The organism is Bacillus sp. MSP13 (genome assembly GCF_000815295.1).
GTDB lineage: Bacteria > Bacillota > Bacilli > Bacillales > Bacillaceae > Bacillus > Bacillus vallismortis.
In genome coordinates this window covers 108726-129467 of sequence record NZ_JXAQ01000005.1, presented here as the reverse complement: position 1 = coordinate 129467, position 20742 = coordinate 108726, and the positions used below count along the sequence as shown (strand labels likewise).

At 44.7% G+C, this 20742-nt stretch carries 24 protein-coding genes and 2 pseudogenes; 22 read left to right on the top strand and 4 right to left on the bottom strand.

Annotation, left to right across the window (positions count from 1 at the left end; translation table 11 throughout):
- The first annotated feature begins 86 nt into the window (after positions 1-86).
- The 10 genes and pseudogenes from SC79_RS06640 (at position 87) to ftsW (ending at position 7599) form a co-directional block, all read left to right on the top strand.
- On the top strand, positions 87-1325 hold the full coding sequence (locus SC79_RS06640; protein ID WP_082022586.1) for a DNA polymerase IV: 1239 nt from the start codon (positions 87-89) through the stop codon (positions 1323-1325).
- The gene (locus SC79_RS06635) at positions 1322-1660 is read left to right on the top strand and encodes a YolD-like family protein (protein ID WP_039074384.1); all 339 of its coding nucleotides are present in this window, start codon (positions 1322-1324) and stop codon (positions 1658-1660) included. Before SC79_RS06640 ends, SC79_RS06635 begins: the two co-directional genes overlap by 4 nt.
- A 141-nt stretch (positions 1661-1801) precedes the next feature.
- Complete coding sequence (locus SC79_RS06630) at positions 1802-2272, top strand: GNAT family N-acetyltransferase (protein WP_039074383.1); 471 nt, start codon at positions 1802-1804, stop codon at positions 2270-2272.
- Between the two features lie 12 nt (positions 2273-2284).
- Positions 2285-2627, top strand: a pseudogene (locus SC79_RS06625) (antibiotic biosynthesis monooxygenase family protein).
- Positions 2620-3639 (top strand): annotated as a pseudogene (locus tag SC79_RS06620) (GNAT family N-acetyltransferase); the annotation flags it as partial. The pseudogenes SC79_RS06625 and SC79_RS06620, both read left to right, overlap by 8 nt.
- A 9-nt stretch (positions 3640-3648) precedes the next feature.
- The gene (locus tag SC79_RS21130; RefSeq protein WP_052245577.1) at positions 3649-3972 is read left to right on the top strand and encodes an iron-sulfur cluster biosynthesis family protein; all 324 of its coding nucleotides are present in this window, start codon (positions 3649-3651) and stop codon (positions 3970-3972) included.
- A gap of 13 nt (positions 3973-3985) precedes the next feature.
- Complete coding sequence (locus SC79_RS06615; RefSeq protein ID WP_003236767.1) at positions 3986-4225, top strand: YqkC family protein; 240 nt, start codon at positions 3986-3988, stop codon at positions 4223-4225.
- Positions 4226-4642: 417 nt separating this feature from the next.
- Positions 4643-5287, top strand: a complete 645-nt coding sequence (locus tag SC79_RS06610) for a helix-turn-helix domain-containing protein (RefSeq protein WP_039074552.1) — start codon at positions 4643-4645, stop codon at positions 5285-5287.
- Between the two features lie 15 nt (positions 5288-5302).
- Complete coding sequence (gene rodA, locus SC79_RS06605) at positions 5303-6460, top strand: rod shape-determining protein RodA (protein WP_039074381.1); 1158 nt, start codon at positions 5303-5305, stop codon at positions 6458-6460.
- Between the two features lie 2 nt (positions 6461-6462).
- Positions 6463-7599: a putative lipid II flippase FtsW gene (ftsW, locus tag SC79_RS06600; RefSeq protein WP_156122662.1), complete on the top strand. Its 1137-nt coding sequence runs from the start codon at positions 6463-6465 to the stop codon at positions 7597-7599.
- Between the two features lie 36 nt (positions 7600-7635).
- Here the strand turns inward: ftsW and SC79_RS06595 are convergent, their stop codons facing one another.
- On the bottom strand, positions 7636-8553 hold the full coding sequence (locus tag SC79_RS06595) for an alpha/beta hydrolase (protein ID WP_039074379.1): 918 nt from the start codon (positions 8551-8553) through the stop codon (positions 7636-7638).
- A gap of 164 nt (positions 8554-8717) precedes the next feature.
- Here SC79_RS06595 and SC79_RS06590 point away from each other — a divergent pair, with 164 nt between their 5' ends.
- Positions 8718-8942: a YqkE family protein gene (locus tag SC79_RS06590; protein ID WP_039074378.1), complete on the top strand. Its 225-nt coding sequence runs from the start codon at positions 8718-8720 to the stop codon at positions 8940-8942.
- Between the two features lie 35 nt (positions 8943-8977).
- Here the strand turns inward: SC79_RS06590 and SC79_RS06585 are convergent, their stop codons facing one another.
- Together SC79_RS06585 and mciZ are read right to left on the bottom strand one after the other, a co-directional pair.
- Complete coding sequence (locus SC79_RS06585; protein ID WP_039074377.1) at positions 8978-9895, bottom strand: aldo/keto reductase; 918 nt, start codon at positions 9893-9895, stop codon at positions 8978-8980.
- Positions 9896-9957: 62 nt separating this feature from the next.
- A complete protein-coding gene (gene mciZ / locus SC79_RS06580; RefSeq protein ID WP_039074376.1) occupies positions 9958-10080 on the bottom strand; it encodes a Z-ring formation inhibitor MciZ in 123 nt (40 codons plus the stop codon).
- 73 nt (positions 10081-10153) lie between these two features.
- Here mciZ and nudF point away from each other — a divergent pair, with 73 nt between their 5' ends.
- Together nudF and SC79_RS06570 are read left to right on the top strand one after the other, a co-directional pair.
- Positions 10154-10711, top strand: coding sequence for an ADP-ribose pyrophosphatase (nudF, locus tag SC79_RS06575; RefSeq protein WP_039074375.1), 558 nt, complete (start codon positions 10154-10156; stop codon positions 10709-10711).
- Entirely contained in the window at positions 10708-11871 is a 1164-nt protein-coding gene (locus tag SC79_RS06570) for a TIGR00375 family protein (RefSeq protein WP_039074374.1), read from the top strand. The genes nudF and SC79_RS06570 overlap by 4 nt, the downstream gene beginning before the upstream one ends.
- A gap of 8 nt (positions 11872-11879) precedes the next feature.
- Here SC79_RS06570 and ansR read toward each other — a convergent pair whose 3' ends face one another.
- On the bottom strand, positions 11880-12230 hold the full coding sequence (gene ansR, locus SC79_RS06565; RefSeq protein ID WP_010328196.1) for an HTH-type transcriptional regulator AnsR: 351 nt from the start codon (positions 12228-12230) through the stop codon (positions 11880-11882).
- 181 nt (positions 12231-12411) lie between these two features.
- Between ansR and ansA the strand changes: the two genes are divergently transcribed.
- The 9 genes from ansA (at position 12412) to xerD (ending at position 20633) form a co-directional block, all read left to right on the top strand.
- Complete coding sequence (gene ansA / locus SC79_RS06560; protein ID WP_039074373.1) at positions 12412-13401, top strand: asparaginase; 990 nt, start codon at positions 12412-12414, stop codon at positions 13399-13401.
- A gap of 44 nt (positions 13402-13445) precedes the next feature.
- A complete protein-coding gene (gene aspA, locus SC79_RS06555; RefSeq protein ID WP_039074372.1) occupies positions 13446-14873 on the top strand; it encodes an aspartate ammonia-lyase in 1428 nt (475 codons plus the stop codon).
- A gap of 143 nt (positions 14874-15016) precedes the next feature.
- Positions 15017-16423 (top strand): Na+/H+ antiporter NhaC, encoded by a 1407-nt coding sequence (gene nhaC / locus SC79_RS06550; protein ID WP_039074371.1) that lies wholly within the window; start codon positions 15017-15019, stop codon positions 16421-16423.
- 17 nt (positions 16424-16440) lie between these two features.
- Positions 16441-17769 (top strand): NAD-dependent malic enzyme, encoded by a 1329-nt coding sequence (locus SC79_RS06545; RefSeq protein ID WP_039074370.1) that lies wholly within the window; start codon positions 16441-16443, stop codon positions 17767-17769.
- A 93-nt stretch (positions 17770-17862) separates the two neighbouring features.
- Positions 17863-18075: a hypothetical protein gene (locus tag SC79_RS06540; RefSeq protein ID WP_039074551.1), complete on the top strand. Its 213-nt coding sequence runs from the start codon at positions 17863-17865 to the stop codon at positions 18073-18075.
- Between the two features lie 102 nt (positions 18076-18177).
- Entirely contained in the window at positions 18178-18822 is a 645-nt protein-coding gene (gene spoIIM / locus SC79_RS06535; protein ID WP_039074369.1) for a stage II sporulation protein M, read from the top strand.
- Positions 18823-18934: 112 nt separating this feature from the next.
- Entirely contained in the window at positions 18935-19384 is a 450-nt protein-coding gene (gene fur, locus SC79_RS06530) for a ferric iron uptake transcriptional regulator (protein ID WP_010328189.1), read from the top strand.
- Between the two features lie 123 nt (positions 19385-19507).
- Positions 19508-19735, top strand: coding sequence for a YqzK family protein (locus SC79_RS06525; RefSeq protein ID WP_003223970.1), 228 nt, complete (start codon positions 19508-19510; stop codon positions 19733-19735).
- 7 nt (positions 19736-19742) lie between these two features.
- On the top strand, positions 19743-20633 hold the full coding sequence (gene xerD / locus SC79_RS06520) for a site-specific tyrosine recombinase XerD (protein WP_039074368.1): 891 nt from the start codon (positions 19743-19745) through the stop codon (positions 20631-20633).
- Positions 20634-20742 lie beyond the last annotated feature (109 nt).

Genomic DNA, 20742 nt, shown 5'->3' with positions numbered 1-20742 from the left:
TCAGACAAGAATCATTTACCAGTATGAATCGAACATACTTTCGCATATAATAGAAAAACGAACATAAGTTCTTTTTAGAGGTGTGTATGATGAAAGAAAAAGTGATTTTTCTCGTTGACATGCAATCGTTTTATGCATCTGTAGAGAAAGCGGAAAATCCACATTTGAAAAATAGGCCCGTCATTGTGTCGGGTGACCCTGAAAAAAGGGGAGGAGTCGTATTGGCTGCCTGCCCGCTGGCAAAACAAACGGGGGTCGCGAATGCATCGCGTTTGTGGGAGGCGCAGGAAAAGTGCCCTGAAGCTATTGTGCTCCGGCCCCGTATGCAGCGGTATATTGATGTATCACTGCAAATTACGGCGATTCTAGAGGAATATACAGACCTTGTAGAGCCGTATTCCATTGATGAGCAATTCATGGACATTACAGGCAGCCAGAAGCTGTTTGGGACGCCGGAAGAGATCGCACACAGCATTCAGGGCAGAATCATGCGGGAGATCGGTGTTTATGCGCGGGTCGGAATCGGTCCTAATAAAGCGCTGGCCAAAATCGCGTGCGACAATTTTGCCAAAAAGAATAAGAACGGTATTTTTATCTTAACGAAAGAAAATATGAAAACCGACATGTGGCCGCTTCCGGTGGGCAGTATGTTTGGCGTTGGGAGCCGCATGAAGCATCATTTAAACCGGATGGGCATCAGCACGATCGGCGGGCTCGCGTCTTTTCCGCTCGACCTTTTAAAAAAGAAATGGGGCATTAACGGCCACGTGCTGTGGATGACAGCGAACGGGATCGACTATTCTCCTGTGTCAACTTCATCTCTGGACGGGCAAAAGGCGATAGGCCATGGAATGACTCTCCCGAGAGACTACGAACACTTTGACAAAGAAATCAAGGTCGTGCTGCTGGAGCTGAGTGAAGAAGTGTGCAGGCGAAGCCGAAACGCCGGTGCAATGGGGCAGACGGTGTCAGTAAGCTGCCGGGGTGCTGATTTTGATTGGCCGACGGGCTTCAACCGGCAAGTAAAGCTGACGGAGCCGACCAATTCCACGCAGGATGTATATGAGGCTGTATGCCGGCTGTTTCTTGCGTTTTGGGACGGGAAGCCTGTCCGCCGCCTCGGGGTCAATCTGTCTCAGCTCTCATCTGATGACATATGGCAGCTCAATTTATTTCAGGATCATGCAAAAAAAATGAGCCTTGGCTATGTGATGGACGGCATTAAAAACCGGTTCGGCGAAACAGCCATCGTCAGGGCGGCGTCACTGACAGCGGCAGGCCAAGCATTTGAACGCGCGGCTAAAATAGGAGGGCATTATAAATGAACGACCATTTAAAAAGAGGCAATCTGCTGTGGGAAGGGAGCAGGATGTTTCTGCCGGAACATAAACAAAGCCTGCTTGAGAGAAAGCGCCATAAACAGAAGCTGCAAAAGCCGATCCTTGATCCTGATAAGCTGGAGGAAATGAATCAGACGCTTTGCGCCGCGATGGAGTTTGCTCAGAATGTCACTGTCAGCTGCTTTCAGGACGGTGAAATCGTCCGCTGCACCGGGAAAATCTGCCGGTATGAAGAGTTTGAAAAAACAGTATGGGTAAAAGGAGACGAGGATCAGATTTATAAACTGAAACTTGATCAGGTGCTTGATATTGTGCTGTAAAGTTTCCCCCCTGCACTGGGGGAGAAATATGTTGCAGAAAAGAAGGCATTTACAATTCCAGTCAGGCAAAATATAATTTTTATATTGCAGAAAAAAAGAGCTGACATTCGTTTTGCCAGACGGAGGGAGATCAAATCGTAAATGGATATTCGAACAATTACGTCTTCAGATTATGAAATGGTAACGTCTGTAATGAATGAATGGTGGGGCGGCCGGCAGCTGAAAGAAAAATTGCCGAGACTATTTTTTGAGCATTTTCAGGACACAAGCTTTATTACATCTGAACAGAACAGTATGACAGGATTTTTAATCGGGTTTCAATCGCAATCGGATCCTGAAACGGCATATATCCATTTCTCCGGTGTGCACCCCGATTTCAGAAAAATGCAAATAGGGAAACAATTATACGATGTCTTTATTGAAACGGCAAAACAAAGAGGCTGCACCCGGATCAAGTGCGTCACTTCACCGGTGAATAAGGTATCAATCGCGTATCACACAAAGTTGGGCTTTGACATTGAAAAGGGCACCAAAACGGTAAATGGCGTTTCAGTGTTTGCAAACTACGATGGCCCGGGCCAAGACAAGGTCCTGTTTGTCAAAAACATATGAGGGGGAAATAGGATGGATTTTTTATCAAAAACCCCCGAGCCTCCTTATTATGCTGTCGTTTTTTCGTCTGTCAAAAGCGAAAGTGACACAGAATATGCAGAAACAGCAGAGCGGATGGTATCGCTGGCGGCGGATCAGCCCGGATTTTTAGGCGTCGAAAGCGTTCGGGAAGCGAATGGAAGGGGCATAACGGTATCCTATTGGGACAGTATGGACGCCATAAATCGCTGGAAGCATCACACTGAACATCAAGCGGCAAAAGAAAAAGGAAAGAGCGTTTGGTACGCGTCGTATGCAGTCCGCATCGCAAAGGTTGAGAGGCAGCGGCTATTTTCAGGAGAACAGAAATGATTGAATTTCTTCAGCATAAGAAAGACATTACAGCGCGTGAGATTATTGCCGTGCAGCAGCCCGCCTACATCAAAGAAGCGGAGCTTATCGGTTTTGACGGTATTCCTGCCTTACAAGAGAAGGCGAAGGATATTCAAGCATCTCATGAACAGTTTGCAGGATATCGAAAAGACAGCAAACTGATCGGTGTCATTTCATATGAGAAAAACATGCATCATCTCACCATTTGCAGGCTGGTTGTGCATCCCGGCAGTTTCAGAAACGGGATTGGACGAGCACTTCTGCGATTTGTCATCGAGCAAAACGAAGACGCTGAGCTGATTGAAATGGTAACAGCCGAGAAAAATACACCGGCCGTGTCACTGTACACAAAGGCAGGGTTTCAAAAAATTGAAACGGTGAGAGCAGCGGAGGGTCTGGTGCTGTCGGTCTTTCATTTGTATCCGAAGAGAAAAGTTGAAGTGGCTCTCTACAATGAAAAATGGGCGGAACTTTTCAGTAAAGAAAAAGAACGGCTGAAGCTTGTGTTCGGACCTGAGATCATCGGTGTTCATCATATCGGAAGCACATCGATCCCGAACATGGCGGCAAAGCCAATCATTGATATTCTGATTGAAGTAAGATGTATTGAAGCTGTAAGCCAATATGATACACAAATGAAGGCTATCGGCTATACACCGAAAGGGGAAAGCGGCATAGCTCGCAGACGTTATTTCCAAAAGGGCGGAAATAAACGCACCCATCATGTCCATATGTACGAAAAGGGAAACCCTGCTATTGAAAGGCACCTGTTATTCAGAGATTATCTCAGAGCTCATCCACAAATAGCGGAAGAATATGCCCTTCTCAAAAAACAGCTGGCTGCCCAGCATCCGGACTGCATCAATCAGTACATACAAGGGAAAGATGATTGGATCAAGACTGCGGAAGAACATGCAAAGCGGTGGAAAGAAGGCAGAAACAATGCGAATGGAAGCGTTGTATGCTACAATTGCGAAAATGATGAAAACGGGGGGTCTCACCTTATGAACATACATGTGACAGATGCAGCGAAACAGGCACTGCAGCAGGCGTTTGACGCTAACCCAGGGAAAAAAGCCCAGCTTCGTTACGATGCAGAAGGATGCGGCTGCGCGGTAAGCGGTGTACCGACAATTTGGCTGGTAAACGAATTAACGGGACAGTGCGAGCAGCTGGAAACGAACGGCATCCCGCTGTATATCCAATCATCGCAAAAAGTGTTTTTTGACGATCAAATGACGATCGATTACAATGAAAAAGCCAAAACACTGGCGCTAAAAAGCCCGGCTGAAATGCTCAGCCCCAGAATGAGCATATTAGTAAAGTAGGGAGACACGAAACGTGGAACAAAAGTTGAAATCAATGAAGAACACAGCACAGAATAAAACGTGGGTATCCTTCCTGAACCAAAATCATCCCTATACCTTGCTCCACTGGTCAATTGGGGGAGCAGAGTCAATCAAGAAAGATGTTTGGCTGCTGCAGGATGAAATGACCTTCGAAACGCAGGAGTTTACAACAATAGATCTTGCAATTGAATGGATCAGAGAAAATATGGATGGCATTACCGACGTTTTATGAAATGGAAAAGCGAAAGAGCCGAAGAGGCCTTTCGCTTTTTATTATGGAAAAGAAAAACCTAAGGTTCCAAGACGCTTCCAAAGTGGTTTATTCCGCCGAGGTTTTAGCACAAGCAACTGGGGAGTAGAGTTGTGGAAAAGAGATGTCGAGATGATCGAAGAAACAGCGTGAAAAGTCCTCCGTTAATAAATGCGGAATACAAAGTATGGGAGTCCCCAAAAAAAACAGGGGTTGATTTGCGTTATGGAAGAAAGCGCTTTTTGTTTAACTGTCAACAGTACCGCAGTAGAAAACACTTAATTTTAAAGCTTCTGTGGTTCTTCGTTGACATTTTGACAACGAATCTATATCATTATACCGTCTTAGTCTTTAGGCTGATAGATTGATACGTTTTTAGTGTGAAAGGAGAACAGAATGGTGGATGAACAAAAGCAAAATCAGCTAGGAGCGCTGCTGAAAGAGCATTTGCGAAAAAGATCTTTATCATTAAGAGAATTGAGCGAACGCACACAAATTGATAAAGCGACCATTTCGAGAATCATCAATGGCAAAAGAAAAGCAAACCTAAACCATTTACAAAGGTTTTCAGACAGTCTTGGCGTTTCTTTTGATGAGCTGATGACAGCGGCGGGTTATCAAATGGAGAAGAAGCAGGAAAAAGGCCGTCTGGATATTCACTCGTCAATTGATGAAATTGAAGATGTTTTGCAAACCTCAAATGTCTATGGCCGATCTTTTACGGCGGAAGAGCTGAGAAGCAAACTGGATGAGTATCAGCAATATTCTCAGACAGAAGAAGGGAAGCGTACGATTCAGGACGAGTTTGAAGATAAAGTCGAGAAAGTCAGCGGCATTGGCCCTTTCCTGACCCGTTTGCAGGACATGTATTGCAGATTTACCTCAGGGCGCGGAACGCCGCGTGAATTGCTGCTGATAGGCGGTGCTTTGCTGTATTTCATTATTCCTGTTGATGTTATACCCGATTATATTTTTCCGATCGGATATATCGATGACGCCGCAGCGATTCAACTCGTCTTCAATCAATTGTCACCTAAATCATAATGGAGCATGTTAAAGATGAAAAGAAAACAAACCAACATTGACATCAGTCTTCTGCTTATTTTACTTTGTCTGTTTTTCATCAGTTTGCTGGCCGTTTACAGCGGGTCGGGGCAGTATGAAACAGAAGACCCTTTTTATTTTGCCAAGCGTCAGGTTATTTGGTATCTTGTCGGGTTTGGCATCATGGCGGGAACAGCCTATATCGATTACGAGCTGCTTGAACGATTGGCGCTTCGTTTATTTGTGGGAACCGTTTTTCTTCTCATTCTCGTTCATTTTTTTGGAACATATAAAAATGGTTCACAGAGGTGGCTCAGCTTCGGGGTGTTAGAAATCCAGCCGACAGAATTTATGAAGATTATTTTAATTCTTCTGTTGGCTTCGGTACTCAATCAATATCACCATAAAAGGTTCTCCTTTACAGAGAGCCTCATTCCGACGGGTAAAATCATGCTGTACACAGTGATACCGTTTTTCTTCATATTGATTCAGCCTGATTTAGGCTCTGCATTGGTGATATTGTCGATTGCATTCACGTTAATGCTAGTCTCGGGGATTTCGGGCAGAATGATTATGTTCCTGTCACTTGGATTTATAGCATTGATCACCTTGTTGACGTTTTTACATAATTATTATTTTGACATATTTTCAAAAATCATAAAACCTCATCAGCTTGACAGGATATACGGCTGGCTCAGCCCTCATGAACATGCGTCCACATATGGCTACCAGCTGACACAGTCGTTATTGGCAATAGGATCGGGTCAGCTGACCGGGAGCGGTTTTACTCAAGGAGTCCAAGTTCAAGGAGGGAAAATTCCGGAGGCTCATACCGATTTTATATTTGCTGTCATTGGTGAAGAGTTCGGTTTTATGGGTGCTGTAACAGTAATCTGTCTGTACTTTCTGATGATCTACAGAATTATCAGGATTGCGATGCGGTCCAACAGTCTGTTTGGTGTTTATATATCTGCGGGGGTTGCGGGTTTAATTATATTTCAAGTATTTCAAAATATCGGAATGACGATTGGGTTAATGCCTGTTACAGGGCTCGCTCTTCCGTTTATCAGCTATGGCGGCAGCGCGCTGTTGACCAATATGATTGCTTTAGGTCTCGTTTTTAGTGTGAATATCAGATCTAAGCATTATATGTTCGGCAGGGGGTGGGATTGATAGTGGCAAAGATTCTTTCCCATCTAAAGAAGCTTGATTATGTGTTAATTGCAGCGGTTCTGTTCTTATCCTCATTGGGTTTGCTGATGGTTTACAGTGCCGGCTATCCCCTCGGTTATATAAAGTATGACAATGGCAGCTACTTTTTTATGAAACAGCTGCAATGGCTGCTCATCGGTTTCACCTTTTTTGGCGCTGCCGCTTTTTTCCCTTACAAAGCCTACGGCAAAGTCATCCGGTTTTTAGTGAAGTTTGCGTTTTTGCTGCTGATTCTCGTTTTGTTGCCGATGATCGGGGTGGAGAAAAACAATTCCCAAAGATGGATTCATGTCGGTTCGCTCATCATTCAGCCGTCTGAAGCCGTAAAGCTTGTGATGGTTATTTATTTTGCCTGCGTGTATGCAAAAAAGCAGCGGTACATTGCCGATTTCAGAAAGGGCGTCATGCCTCCGCTTCTCATTTTGGCGGCTGTGTTCTTTCTGATTCTAAAACAGCCGGACTTGGGCACCGCCGTTTCAATTCTGTTAAGCTGCGGAGCTATTTTGTTGTGTGCCGGCATCAGAAAGCGGCATTTATTGCTTCTCGGGACAATGGCCGGAACCGGTATTGCATACTTTGCTATAACGGCGCCGTACCGGATGAGAAGACTGACATCGTTCAGCAATCCTTTTCAGGATGAAAACGGAGATGGCTATCAGCTCATCAATTCCTACCTTGCCATTGATTCGGGCGGGTTTTGGGGAAATGGATTGGGGAAGAGTGTTCAAAAGCTGGGATTTCTTCCTGAAGCCCATACGGACTTTATTATGGCGGTTGTTATCGAGGAACTCGGTGCTGTCGGGCTATTGATGATGATCGGGGCCTACCTGTTAATGATGTTCAGAGGCGTTCGGATCGCTGTTCAAATCAATGACCCGTTTGGAAAACTGCTTGCGATCGGTCTTACCTTTCAGATCATGATTCAAGCGTTATTTAACCTGGGCGCAGTTTTCGGCCTTCTCCCCATTACCGGAATTCCTCTTCCGTTTGTCAGCTATGGCGGTTCTTCGTTACTATTTATGCTGATTTCAGCCGGGATATTGGTCAATCTATCATCACACGTTAAGCGCCGTAAAAAACGTGAGGCCTATCTGTTATAGAAAGGCCTCACGTTTTTTTGGAAAACAAGGGCAGCCCTAAGGGTTCGGTATGTTTATTTTCTCTAAAAATTCCTGCACCGCTTTTCGGTACGCATCCCTGTTTTTGGTATACGACATGGCGTGTTCACCGTTATCGGCAATATAGAGTGCTTTCGGTCCGGGTTTCTTTTCATAAAGCCGCTCGGTTGAAGAAACAGGAATATAATCATCATCCTTACTGTGAATAAAGAGGACCGGTTTTTTGATTTTTTCAATGACAGCAACCGGAGATACTTCGCGTGCGCGATAGCCGCCTCTCAGCTTCAAAAAGAAGTCGGCGATGGACAGCAGCGGCCAAGACGGGAGCCTGTATTCCACTTTCAGCCGATAGGCGAGCTGTTCATCAAAACGTGCGAACGGGCAATCGGCAATATAAAAATCAGCGCCATCCTCACAGTGGTCACCAGCGTAAAGCAGGGCAGCCGCAGCGCCCATTGATTCCCCGTGAACGCCGATCAATCCATGATGGCCTGTTTTATTTTTGACCCAGCTGACAACCTCGCTGAGATCATCCTTTTCATAAAAGCCGTAGCTAGTCGTCTTTCCGCCGCTTTGTCCGTGCCGGCGATGATCATAAACAACCACATTCCAGCCGAGATCGAGAAATAATTGCATATATTTAAGAGAGTTCAGCATATTCATCGTCACCCCGTGGCAGATGATGATGGTATTTGGGGTGTCATGCAAAGAGACATGGTATCCTTTTATATGATATCCGTAAGCGGATGGAATCACAAAAGAGGTTTTCTCCATTTGTTCAAAGGATTCAAACACATCATGTCCATCGTCTGTCTCTCTTTTGATAATGTCTTCATCTGTCTTCTTTTTGATAAACAGAATGACATTCGAAAAAACAATCCCAATCGCAATAACAGCAGTGAAGAGAGCGCCAATAGACAAAAGGATTTTCTTCAAAATAACCACAGCACCTTTCAACTATATACAGGAAATTGATACTTGAACTCATTATACCTAAACAGTGCTGTGCTGATCAAAGAGTTTTCAGAAGAGAGTCCGCTTGTTCGAACTATATGCTCCGTGATAAACTGGCTTCAAAATAAAACATGGGGGAAGCCTACATGAAAAAACAAAAGTCCGCTGAAAATCACCAGTTAAAAGATGGCCTTCAATCCGACATCAAAGCAAAGCTTATGGAGATGAAGAGCCAATTGAAGGAAGAGGATGAAAAGAGGCAGGAAAGAGAAAAAGCAGAGCAGATCAGAAAGAAAAAAGAGATTGAAAAAAACAAAAGCTTTGAAGAGCTCCTGGATGAAAGCCAAATGGATTGGCATCAATATAAATAAACCAGCACCCATACAAGGTGCTGGTTTTTCTGTTATCAGCGGTGCGCTTCGTAAACGTCTTGTTTCGTATGAGATTGCAGCGATTTGATTTCCTCTTCGCTTAAACGCCGTGCGTTTGCAGCGTGAACGTTTTCCCGTAACTGCTCAATCTTACTGGCGCCTGTAATTACTGAAGCGACAGCCGGCTGTGCTAACAGATACTGCAGCGACTTTTCTGTCATGGTAAGATCGGAAGCAACATCCTCTATTGCCTTGCGGGCATTTGTCAGTTCTTTGAAGGAGTAGGACAAATATCCGTTTTGTTTGATGCTGTCCGCCGCTTGTTCAAGCGGTTTTTCAGTTAAAAGCCCTTTGGCAACCGGACCTCTGGTGACTACGCTGATTTGATGTTCCTCTAAAAGCGGAAGCCATTCCTCAGGGCGTCTGTCAAACAGGCTGAACTGCATCATAATGCTGACGATGTTTGATTTTTTCACATATTCTTTTATCACATTCGGGCGAATGGAAGAAATGCCATAGTAACGGATGACACCTTCTTGCTTTAATTCTTCAAACGCTTCGATCGTTTCATCAATGTTGTCCTCTATCGTGCCGCCATGAAGCTGATAGAGATCAATATAATCAGTTTTCAGCCGTGAAAGGCTCTTTTTTACGGCTTCTTTTATGTAAGCTTTTGATGGGTCCCAATACCAGCCTTCGCTTTCGTCACTCCAGCGGTTTCCCGCTTTCGTTGCCAAAATAATATCCTGGCGTCTGTTTTGGATGGCATCGCCGACGATTTCTTCGTTGCGTCCGCGGTCATACAAATCCGCTGTATCCAAATAGTTGATGCCAAGCTCGATCGCTTCATCCAGGATGGACAGGGCTTTGTTTTTTTCGGTTCCAAGAGACATACAGCCGAGTCCGACTTCGCTAACTTCTAAATCAGATGTACCTAATTTGCGCTTTCTCATGTGCACACTCCTTTTTTAGGCTTTGTATTGACCGTAATATAAAGGAGCCAAAGTTTCAACTTTTATGGCTTAGAGACCCAATCTTTCACGTATTGGAATGTGCGTCCGTACTCCTTTAGCTTCGCCCGAATCTCCCACGCTTTTCCGACTAAGACAACACCTTTAGGCATGCGGTAGACTTTCACGAAGAAGCCCCCTTTTCTCTAGTATGATAAAATGTATGGGGCATGATATAGAGACAGAACGGGAGATGAAGAAATGAAGTCATTAGAAGAAAAAACAATTGCCAAAGAACAGATCTTTTCAGGCAAAGTCATTGATCTTTATGTAGAGGACGTCGAGCTGCCAAACGGCAAAGCGAGTAAACGTGAAATTGTGAAACACCCTGGAGCTGTAGCCATATTAGCTGTCACAGATGAAGGGAAAATCATCTTGGTCAAACAATTCCGTAAGCCGCTTGAACGGACGATCGTTGAAATTCCGGCTGGAAAGCTTGAAAAAGGGGAGGAGCCTGAGTATACGGCACTTCGAGAGTTAGAAGAAGAAACGGGTTATACAGCGAAGAAGCTGACAAAAATCACTGCGTTTTATACATCGCCCGGCTTTGCCGATGAAATCGTCCACGTGTTTCTTGCAGAAGAGCTTTCTATTCTTGAAGAAAAACGGGAGCTTGATGAGGACGAGTTTGTTGAAGTAATGGAGGTGACGCTTGAAGAGGCGCTGAGGCTGGTTGAATCGCGTGAAGTATATGATGCAAAAACAGCCTATGCGATTCAGTATCTTCAGCTGAAAGAAGCGCTCCAAGCACAAAAATGAAAAAGGTTTACGCGGATTTGCACATTCATATCGGCCGGACCTTTACAGGAAGGGCTGTCAAAATAACAGGCGCCAAAACACTGACGCTGGACCGGATTTTGGTAGAAGCCAGTGAACATAAAGGGATAGAACTTCTTGGCATTATCGACTGTCATTCTCCGGAAGTCATGTTAGAGCTTGAGGAAGGCATTTCATCTGGGACGTACCGCGAGCTGCCCGGCGGGGGAATTCGTTACTGCAGCACGACTCTTTTATTGGGAAGCGAGCTGGAGATTTATGATGAAGCCTGCAGCGGGCCGATCCATGTGCTCGTGTTTATACCGACGCTGGCTGATATGAAGCGGTTCTCAAATTGGCTGTCAGCGCGGCTGAAAAACATTCATTTAAGCTCACAGCGGATCTATGAAACGGGCTTGAATCTGCAAAAAAAAGTGAAGGAAATGGGCGGGCTTTTTATTCCTGCCCATATCTTTACACCGCATAAAAGCTTATATGGTAAAGGGGTTGCATCAAGCCTAACCGAGGTTTTTGATCCCTCAATGATAGATGCGGTGGAGCTTGGATTAAGCTGTGATACAGGCATGGCTTCACACGTATCTGAATTAAATCAGTATCCTTTTTTAACAAATTCTGATGCGCATTCGTTAGGGAAAATCGGCAGAGAATATAATGAACTATATGTGCAGTCAGCTGATTTTACCGAATTTACTCTTGCGTTAAGGGGACAAGGTGACAGGAAAATTACGTCGAATTACGGCTTGGACCCGCTATTGGGAAAATATTATCAAACGGCTTGCGAAGCATGCGGAGAACCTGCTGTGAGCGGGGAAACGGTGTGCGCAAATTGCGGAAATGCCACGTTTACCAAAGGGGTTAGCGAAAGATTGCGTGAATTGAGTGATCAAACTGAAGTTCGCGTCTCGCGTCCGCGATATGTTCACCAGATCCCGTTGCAATTTGTTCCGGGTGTCGGTCCGAAAACACTGGACAAACTAAAAAAAGCCTTTGGAACAGAGATGGCTGTTCTTCATGAGGCAACAGAAGAAGATTTGGCCCGCATTGTCCCGCAGAAAACCGCGGCGCTTATTGTAAAAGCGAGATCCGGTAAGCTGGAGTTGAAAGCCGGAGGAGGAGGAACCTACGGTAAAATTAAACCGTGAGTGAAAGATTAACCCATTTCCTCCTGTACTTTTCTCTTCGTCCGGATAAAGGTGATCAGCTGGATGATTTCGTCTTCACTCAGCGGCTTGCCATCAACAGAAATCGTTAAGTCAAGGCTGCTCCATGTGGTCAATTCAATGGTCTTTGGAGCAGTCTGCTTTTGTTTCTCGCGGCCCAAAAGTTCATCGCAGGTTGTGTCAAAGAGGTCAGCCAGCATGGCAAGCGCCTCAAGCGAAGGCCGCCGATAGCCCGACTCATAGCCGGCATATGTGCTTTTTGCGATACCCAGAAGGTCAGCTGTATATTGAAGCGACCAATTTTTCTTTTTTCTCAATTCAGTTAAACGATCTAGATTCATGAACTTCCGCTCCTTTTTCACCTTGAGCTGATTATATCATATAGGTATTAGGAAGTGTACGCGAATTGAATAATAATGTCTTGCGTATTTTATTTTCCGTGTCTATAATTGCATTAAAAGTATGCGAAAAGCGAATACCTTCTCGCAACCCATCTTTAGATACAGTGAAGAGGTGCATGGTATGAAAAAATTATTGATGTTGACAACTGGGGGGACGATTGCTTCAGTTGAAGGGGAAAATGGGCTGGCTCCCGGAGTTAAGGCTGATGAATTATTAAGTTACGTATCAAAACTTGATAACGATTACACGATGGAAACACAGTCGCTTATGAATATAGACAGCACCAATATGCAGCCTGAATACTGGGTGGATATAGCGGAAGCCGTGAAGGAAAATTATGATGCCTATGATGGATTTGTTATTACCCACGGCACAGATACAATGGCCTATACATCTGCCGCATTATCATATATGCTGCAGCATGCCGATAAACCGATTGTGATCACTGGCTCGCAAATTCCAATCACGTTCCAAAAAACGGATGCCAAAAAAAATATCACAGACGCCATACGCTTTGCCTGTGAAGGTGTGGGCGGCGTTTATGTTGTGTTTGACGGCAGAGTCATCCAAGGAACGCGTGCGATCAAATTAAGAACGAAAAGCTATGACGCGTTTGAAAGCATCAATTACCCATATATCGCTTTTATTAATGAAGACGGGATCGAATACAACAAACAAGTAACGGAACCTGAGAACGACACCTTCTCAGTTGATACTTCACTATGCACAGATGTATGTCTGCTGAAGCTGCATCCGGGCTTAAAGCCTGAAATGTTCGATGCCCTAAAAAGCATCTACAAAGGAATCGTCATTGAGAGTTATGGCAGCGGAGGCGTGCCGTTTGAAGGCAGAGATATTTTGTCGAAAGTGAATGAGCTGATCGAAAGCGGAATCGTCGTTGTGATCACAACTCAATGTCTGGAAGAAGGAGAAGACATGAGCATTTACGAAGTCGGCCGCAGAGTCAACCAAAACTTAATTATCCGATCCAGAAATATGAACACAGAAGCAATCGTGCCGAAATTAATGTGGGCACTCGGCCAGTCTGCGGATCTATCTGTCGTCAAGAGGATTATGGAAACGCCGATTGCTGATGACGTTGTCCTTTAAATGTCAAACACGATAACCACCATAGAGAAAGTAGGTTAAAGATTATGTTAAACGGCCATAAAGAATATCGCGTGGAAAAAGACTTCCTTGGGGAAAAACAAATTAAAGCGGATGTTTATTACGGAATTCAGACGCTCCGTGCTTCTGAAAACTTTCCGATTACGGGATACAAGATCCATGAAGAAATGATTAACGCGCTGGCGATCGTCAAAAAAGCCGCGGCTCTTGCCAACATGGATGTGAAACGGCTGTATGAAGGAATTGGCCAAGCTATCGTACAAGCCGCTGACGAGATTCTGGAAGGCAGATGGCACGATCAGTTTATCGTCGATCCGATTCAGGGCGGGGCCGGAACTTCTATGAATATGAATGCGAATGAGGTGATCGGAAACCGGGCGCTTGAAATCATGGGACATCAAAAGGGCGATTATATCCATTTAAGCCCAAACACACATGTGAATATGTCTCAGTCAACGAACGATGTGTTCCCGACTGCTATCCATATTTCCACTTTAAAGCTTTTAGAAAAACTGCTGAATACGATGGAAGACATGCATTGTGTGTTTAAACAAAAAGCACAGGAATTTGATTCTGTTATTAAAATGGGGCGGACACACCTTCAAGATGCTGTTCCGATCCGTCTTGGCCAGGAATTCGAAGCGTACAGCCGTGTTCTGGAACGTGACATCAAACGAATCAAGCAATCACGCCAGCACCTGTATGAGGTCAACATGGGCGCAACGGCTGTCGGTACCGGCCTGAACGCAGATCCTGAATATATCAAGCAGGTTGTGGAGCACCTTGCTGATATCAGCGGGCTTCCTCTTGTCGGCGCTGATCATCTTGTTGATGCGACACAAAATACGGATGCCTATACAGAGGTGTCGGCAGCATTAAAGGTCTGCATGATGAATATGTCAAAGATCGCAAACGACCTTCGTTTAATGGCATCAGGCCCGCGCGCCGGACTTGCGGAAATTTCTCTGCCTGCACGTCAGCCGGGGTCTTCCATTATGCCGGGGAAAGTCAATCCAGTTATGGCGGAGCTGATCAATCAAATTGCGTTCCAAGTTATTGGAAACGACAATACAATCTGCCTTGCATCAGAAGCCGGCCAGCTTGAATTGAACGTGATGGAGCCCGTGCTTGTCTTTAATTTGCTTCAATCCATCAGCATCATGAACAACGGCTTCCGCTCGTTCACTGACAATTGCTTAAAAGGCATCGAGGCCAACGAAAAACGCTTGAAACAATATGTGGAAAAAAGCGCAGGCGTCATCACTGCAGTCAATCCGCATCTTGGTTATGAAGCGGCAGCCCGAATTGCCAGGGAAGCCATTATGACAGGCCAATCGGTCCGTGATCTTTGCCTGCAGCATGATGTGCTGACAGAAGAAGAATTGGATATCATTTTAAACCCATACGAGATGACAAAACCAGGGATTGCAGGGAAAGAACTATTAGAAAAATAAAATTTAAGCAATATACAGCTTATTCATCGGCGGATCGTCTGGTGAATAAGCTGTTTACAACATAGGGATGAGGAAGTATAGTATACGTGTGCTGCACTATTTATTGAAAGCGTTTTAGCTTTTTACATGAAGGGGGACTTCTTTTGAAGGATGTAAGACTGCCAACATTATTCGAAATTATTATTGTACTAGGATCATTTTTAGCACTTGTCATGTCGTTTACAGTTTTTTTAGACTTGCCGATACAGCTCGCGCTTTTCATTTCCTGGTTTATCGCAATGATTCTCGGAATCAGACTTGGTTATTCTTATAAAGATATGCAAAATGCCATTCTATATGGTATATCAAACGGTCTTGAAGCCGTTCTGATTCTTGTTTCAGTAGGAGCGCTTATTGGAACATGGATCGCCGGTGGGATTGTACCGACTCTGATTTACTATGGTTTAGAATTTATTCACCCTAGTATCTTTTTGCTTGCAACGTTAATTATTTGTTCCATTATGTCTGTAGCAACAGGAACATCATGGGGAACAGTCGGAACTGCCGGCATTGCCATGATCGCTATTGGAGAAGGTTTAGGCCTTCCGCTTCCTCTTGTAGCGGGCGCTATTCTTTCAGGCGCTTATTTCGGAGACAAGCTGTCTCCTCTTTCAGACAGCACAGTTCTTGCATCCTCACTATCGAAAGTGGATGTCTTAGACCACGTCAGGGCTATGCTCTTTTTATCCGTCCCAGCGTATGTCATTACAGCAATTTTATTTACCATTACGGGCTTTATGTATGGCGGGAAAAATATTGATCTTGATAAAGTTGAATTCTTGAAGTCATCTTTGCAACATACGTTTGACATTCATATTTGGATGCTGATCCCGGCTATTGTCGTTATTGTCTTACTGGCGATGAAAAAGCCATCAATGCCGGTCATCGTAATCGGCGCTTTGCTAGGCGCTATTTGGGCGGTTGTTTTCCAAGGCATGAATCCAGCGGATGCGGTTGCAACTGCCTACAACGGATTCTCTATTAAAACAGATGTTGAATTCTTGAACGGCCTGTTAAATCGCGGAGGCATTGTCGGAATGCTCGGTTCGCTTGTCGTTATTATCTTTGGTCTCGGATTCGGCGGGCTGCTTGAAAAGCTTGGCGTCTTAAAAGTGATCGTCTCTATGTTTGAAAAGAAATTAACATCACCGGGCAACGTCACTGTTTCTACGCTGATTGTAGCGTTTTTAGCAAACATCTTCGGCTGTGCGATGTATGTATCTCTTATTTTGACACCGAAGATTATGGAAAACAGCTACGATCGATTGAATCTCGACAGAAGGGTGCTGTCTCGTAACTCGGAGGTGGGGGGAACCTTAACCTCAGGTATGGTTCCTTGGTCTGATAACGGTATTTACATGGCTGGTATTTTAGGGGTTTCAACCTTCGCCTATCTGCCGTTTATGTGGCTCAGTTTTGTTGCAATAGGTCTTGCTATTATCTATGGTTATACAGGAAAATTTATATGGTATACGAAAAACAATACAGCTAAAGCTGAAAAACTAGGCTAATAGGGGAGGATCACTGAATGATAGCGAAACACATGATTCGAACACTGATGATCGAAACACCCTCGGTTCCCGGAAATCTTGGAAGGGTGGCTTCGGCAATCGGCCTTCTGGGCGGGGATATTGGTGAAGTGGAGACAGTGAAAGTCGGCCCCAATTACACAATGCGGAATATTACCGTTCAAGTGGAGAATGAAGAACAGCTTCAGGAAGTGATCGAGGCTGTACAGGGCTTGGGAGAAGGGATCAGGCTTCACACCGTATCTGATGAAGTCCTGTCCGCACATGAAGGCGGAAAAATCCAGATGAAAAGCAAAATGCCAATTCGCTCTCTGGCAGAGCTTGGTCGTGTCTATACACCAGGTGTTGCAGACGTGTGCAGGCTGATTGAAAAAGAACCTGAAAAAGCGTCTATTTATACTACGATCAGCAATTCTGTCGCAATTGTAACGGATGGAACGGCAATTCTGGGCCTTGGCAATATCGGCTCTGTGGCAGGCATGCCTGTCATGGAAGGAAAGGCTGCTCTGTTTGATCAGCTGGCGGGTATCAGCGGCATTCCGATTTTGCTTGATACGAGTGATCCTGAAGAAATCATCAAAACGGTAAAGCATATTTCTCCGGGCTTTAACGGCATCTTGCTTGAGGATATCGGCTCGCCGCATTGCTTCGAAATCGAGGACCGCCTAAAAGAGGAGCTGAACATCCCTGTTATGCACGATGATCAGCACGGTACAGCTGTTGTAACGCTGGCAGCTGCCATCTCGGCATGCAGGAGTGCAGGTGTTGACCTGAAAGAAGCGAAGGTTGGGCAAATCGGACTGGGCGCAGCAGGCGTCGCTATCTGCCGGATGTTTATGGCCTATGGCGTAAAAGCTGTGTACGGAACAGACAAATCAGAGGAAGCGATGAACCGTCTAGAACAGTATGGCGGACAGGCAGTTGCCGGCATCGAGGAGCTCATGGAAACATGTGACATTATCATTGCCACAACGGGAGTTCCCGGGTTAATTAAACCAGCATTTGTACGGTCTGGCCAGGTGATTTTGGCGTTATCGAACCCGAAGCCGGAAATTGAGCCGGAAGCCGCGCTGCAGGCCGGCGCCGCATATGCAGCTGATGGCCGTTCTGTTAATAATGTGCTTGGCTTCCCGGGTATTTTCAGAGGAGCGCTCAACGCAAAAAGCAAGGAGATCAATCATGATATGCTTGTCGCAGCAGCAGAGGCCATCGCAGCCTGCACGAAGCAAGGCGATGTGGTCCCGCAGCCGCTTGATTCAAAAGTCCATCATGAGGTAGCAGCCGCAGTCGAGCGCGCGGCCCTTACAGCAGTGAATTCAATAAAGTAAAACAGCAGCACCTGTTACGCCAGGTGCTGTTTTTTCTCATGAGGAGTTCATTTTGCTATAATATGTGTGAAAACAAATAAGGGAGTGATCATTATGCCAAAAAGCCGAGCGAAAAAGAAGCGGGAGCATCTGCTGAGAAACGGCGGACGTGACGTCTTATTATCAAGAGGCAGCACACCATCGTTCAGCACACATGAAAGAAAGACAAAAAGCAAAAAAGACATGTTGAATAAACAAAATAAGAATCCTTATGATCATACAGCGGTTGATGATAAGGATTTTTTTGTGCCCGAAAAAGCCGCCTAGCATTCTTCACTATCGTTTCTTTTTTTGAAAAAGGGCATGTTTTTCCGTTTCTTTCATACAATCTATTAAATCAAATCACTAGAACGGGCGGGGGGAAACGGAATGCGAAAAATCTCTTATAAGGATATGTTTCTCAGACATGTCAAAGATCATCTCTCTCTTTATATATTTGTCTCAGTCCTATTTTTCATGGGTGTCATATTCGGCGCGATTATTGTCAACAGCATGACCATCAGCCAGAAAGAAGATTTATATTACTATTTAAGCCAATTTTTCGGCCAGCTTTCAGAGGATAAACAGGCAAAGTCATCTGATATGTTTTGGCAAAGTATCTTTCATAATGTAAAATATTTAGGACTCATATGGATATTAGGAATTTCCGTCATTGGGATGCCGATTATATTCATCATGATCTTTCTGAAAGGAATCGTCGTCGGCTTTACTGTCGGATTCCTCGTCAATCAAATGGGAATCAGCGGTTTTTTCTTATCCTTTGTCTCCGTTTTGCCCCAAAATGTGCTGCTGATTCCGGCTTATCTCATTATGGGCACGTGTGCGATTGCGTTTTCTCTAAAGTTAATCAGGCAGCTGTTTGTTAAACGGAGTCTGCATGATGCGCCGATTCAGTGGTTCGGCCGGTATGCTTTCGTACTTCTGGTCATTTTGTTTTTAGCGCTGATCTCATCACTCTTTGAAGCCTATTTATCACCTGTTTTAATGGAAAAGCTCACATCGAGACTTTTTTAAAATGATTATTAAAAGAAAAACATTTTATTTATCAGTTTATAATAATTATAGTTGGAACTCTGCGCGTATTTTGTTATAATGAGTCATGGAATGCGGCGTAGGAGGGAAAGACATGGAAAACCGTATTGATCGAATTAAGAAACAGCTGCACTCATCCAGCTACAAACTTACGCCTCAGCGTGAAGCGACAGTAAGAGTGCTGCTTGAAAACGAAGAAGACCATTTAAGCGCAGAAGATGTATACCTCCTCGTAAAAGAGAAATCTCCTGAGATCGGTCTCGCAACAGTATACCGTACGCTTGAATTATTAACTGAATTAAAAGTCGTTGATAAAATTAACTTTGGTGACGGCGTGTCCCGTTACGACCTTCGGAAAGAGGGCGCAGCTCACTTTCATCATCACTTAGTGTGCATGGAGTGCGGAGCCGTTGATGAAATTGAAGAAGATCTGCTTGAAGACGTGGAAGAAATCATTGAACGTGATTGGAAATTTAAGATTAAAGATCATAGATTGACGTTTCACGGCATTTGCCACCGCTGTAACGGAACGGAAACTGAATAGACGGTGCCGAGCGCGAACCTTTTCTCATGGGGAAAGGGTTTTTTGCTGTTTCTATGTATAAAACCTTTCTGATTTGGCATATGGTTTAAATAACTGGAACCATAGGAAAGGATCGATTAGGACATGGGAAGATTCCTAAAAACAGCCCTCGATGCATTAAAAGTTTTCATCCTGTTTACCGGTTTTACCGCTCTGTTCTATTATGCTATGATATGGGTGAATCAAGAGTATGAAAACTATCATCGGTACGATAAACCGGAAGGCTCCGCTGTAAAAGTTGTTGAAATGGATCAGGATGAAAAAGGCGGATGGTTCGACCGGTTGATCTTTTTTTACCAAAACGGGGAGTAGATCAAGAGTGAAAGATCAAATCAAGGATTTCATCCACTACGTCATGGTAGAGAGAGGGCTTTCTCACAACACGGTGGTATCCTATGAACGCGACCTGAAAAGCTATTCTCTCTATTTAACAGAAACCCTTCATCTTACTGATTGGGATCACGTAACCCGCATACATATTATCCAATACTTAAAGCATTTGAAGGACGCGGGGAAATCCGGCAAGACATCAGCGAGGCATTTGGCATCCATTCGATCTTTTCACCAATTTCTGCTCAGGGAAAAGGTAACGGACAAGGATCCTTCCGTTCATATCGAGACACAAAAGACCGAACGGGCGCTTCCGAAGGTGCTCGCGCTCAATGAAGTCGAGCGATTATTGGACACGCCTAAGCTGACGAGCCCTTTTGGCTATCGGGATAAAGCGATGCTGGAGCTGCTTTATGCGACAGGCATACGAGTCAGTGAAATGATAGAATTGAAAACGGCAGATGTTCATTTATCCATGGGTTTTGTTCGCTGCTTCGGGAAGGGAAGAAAAGAACGGATTGTGCCAATTGGTGAAGCCGCCGCTTCCGCGATTGAGGAATATATGACGAAAGCCAGGGGGAAACTACTAAAGAACAAAGTGTCTGACGCTCTCTTTTTGAATCATCACGGCAAGCAAATCAGCCGCCAAGGGTTTTGGAAAAACCTAAAGAAAATCGCGCTTGAAGCCGGAATTAAAAAAGAGCTGACCCCGCATACTCTCAGGCATTCCTTTGCGACCCATCTGCTTGAGAATGGAGCTGATTTAAGAGCGGTGCAGGAAATGCTCGGCCATGCGGATATATCCACGACGCAAATTTATACGCATGTGACGAAAACAAGGCTGAAGGATGTGTACAAGCAGTTTCATCCGCGCGCCTAGCCGCAGGTGGCTGCGGCTTTTTTGGTTAATGCGCCAGAAAATATTGAAGTTTCTCATTATTTCCAAATGCATTGTCAATGGGAATGAAAACGGTTTATACTTGAGTTGT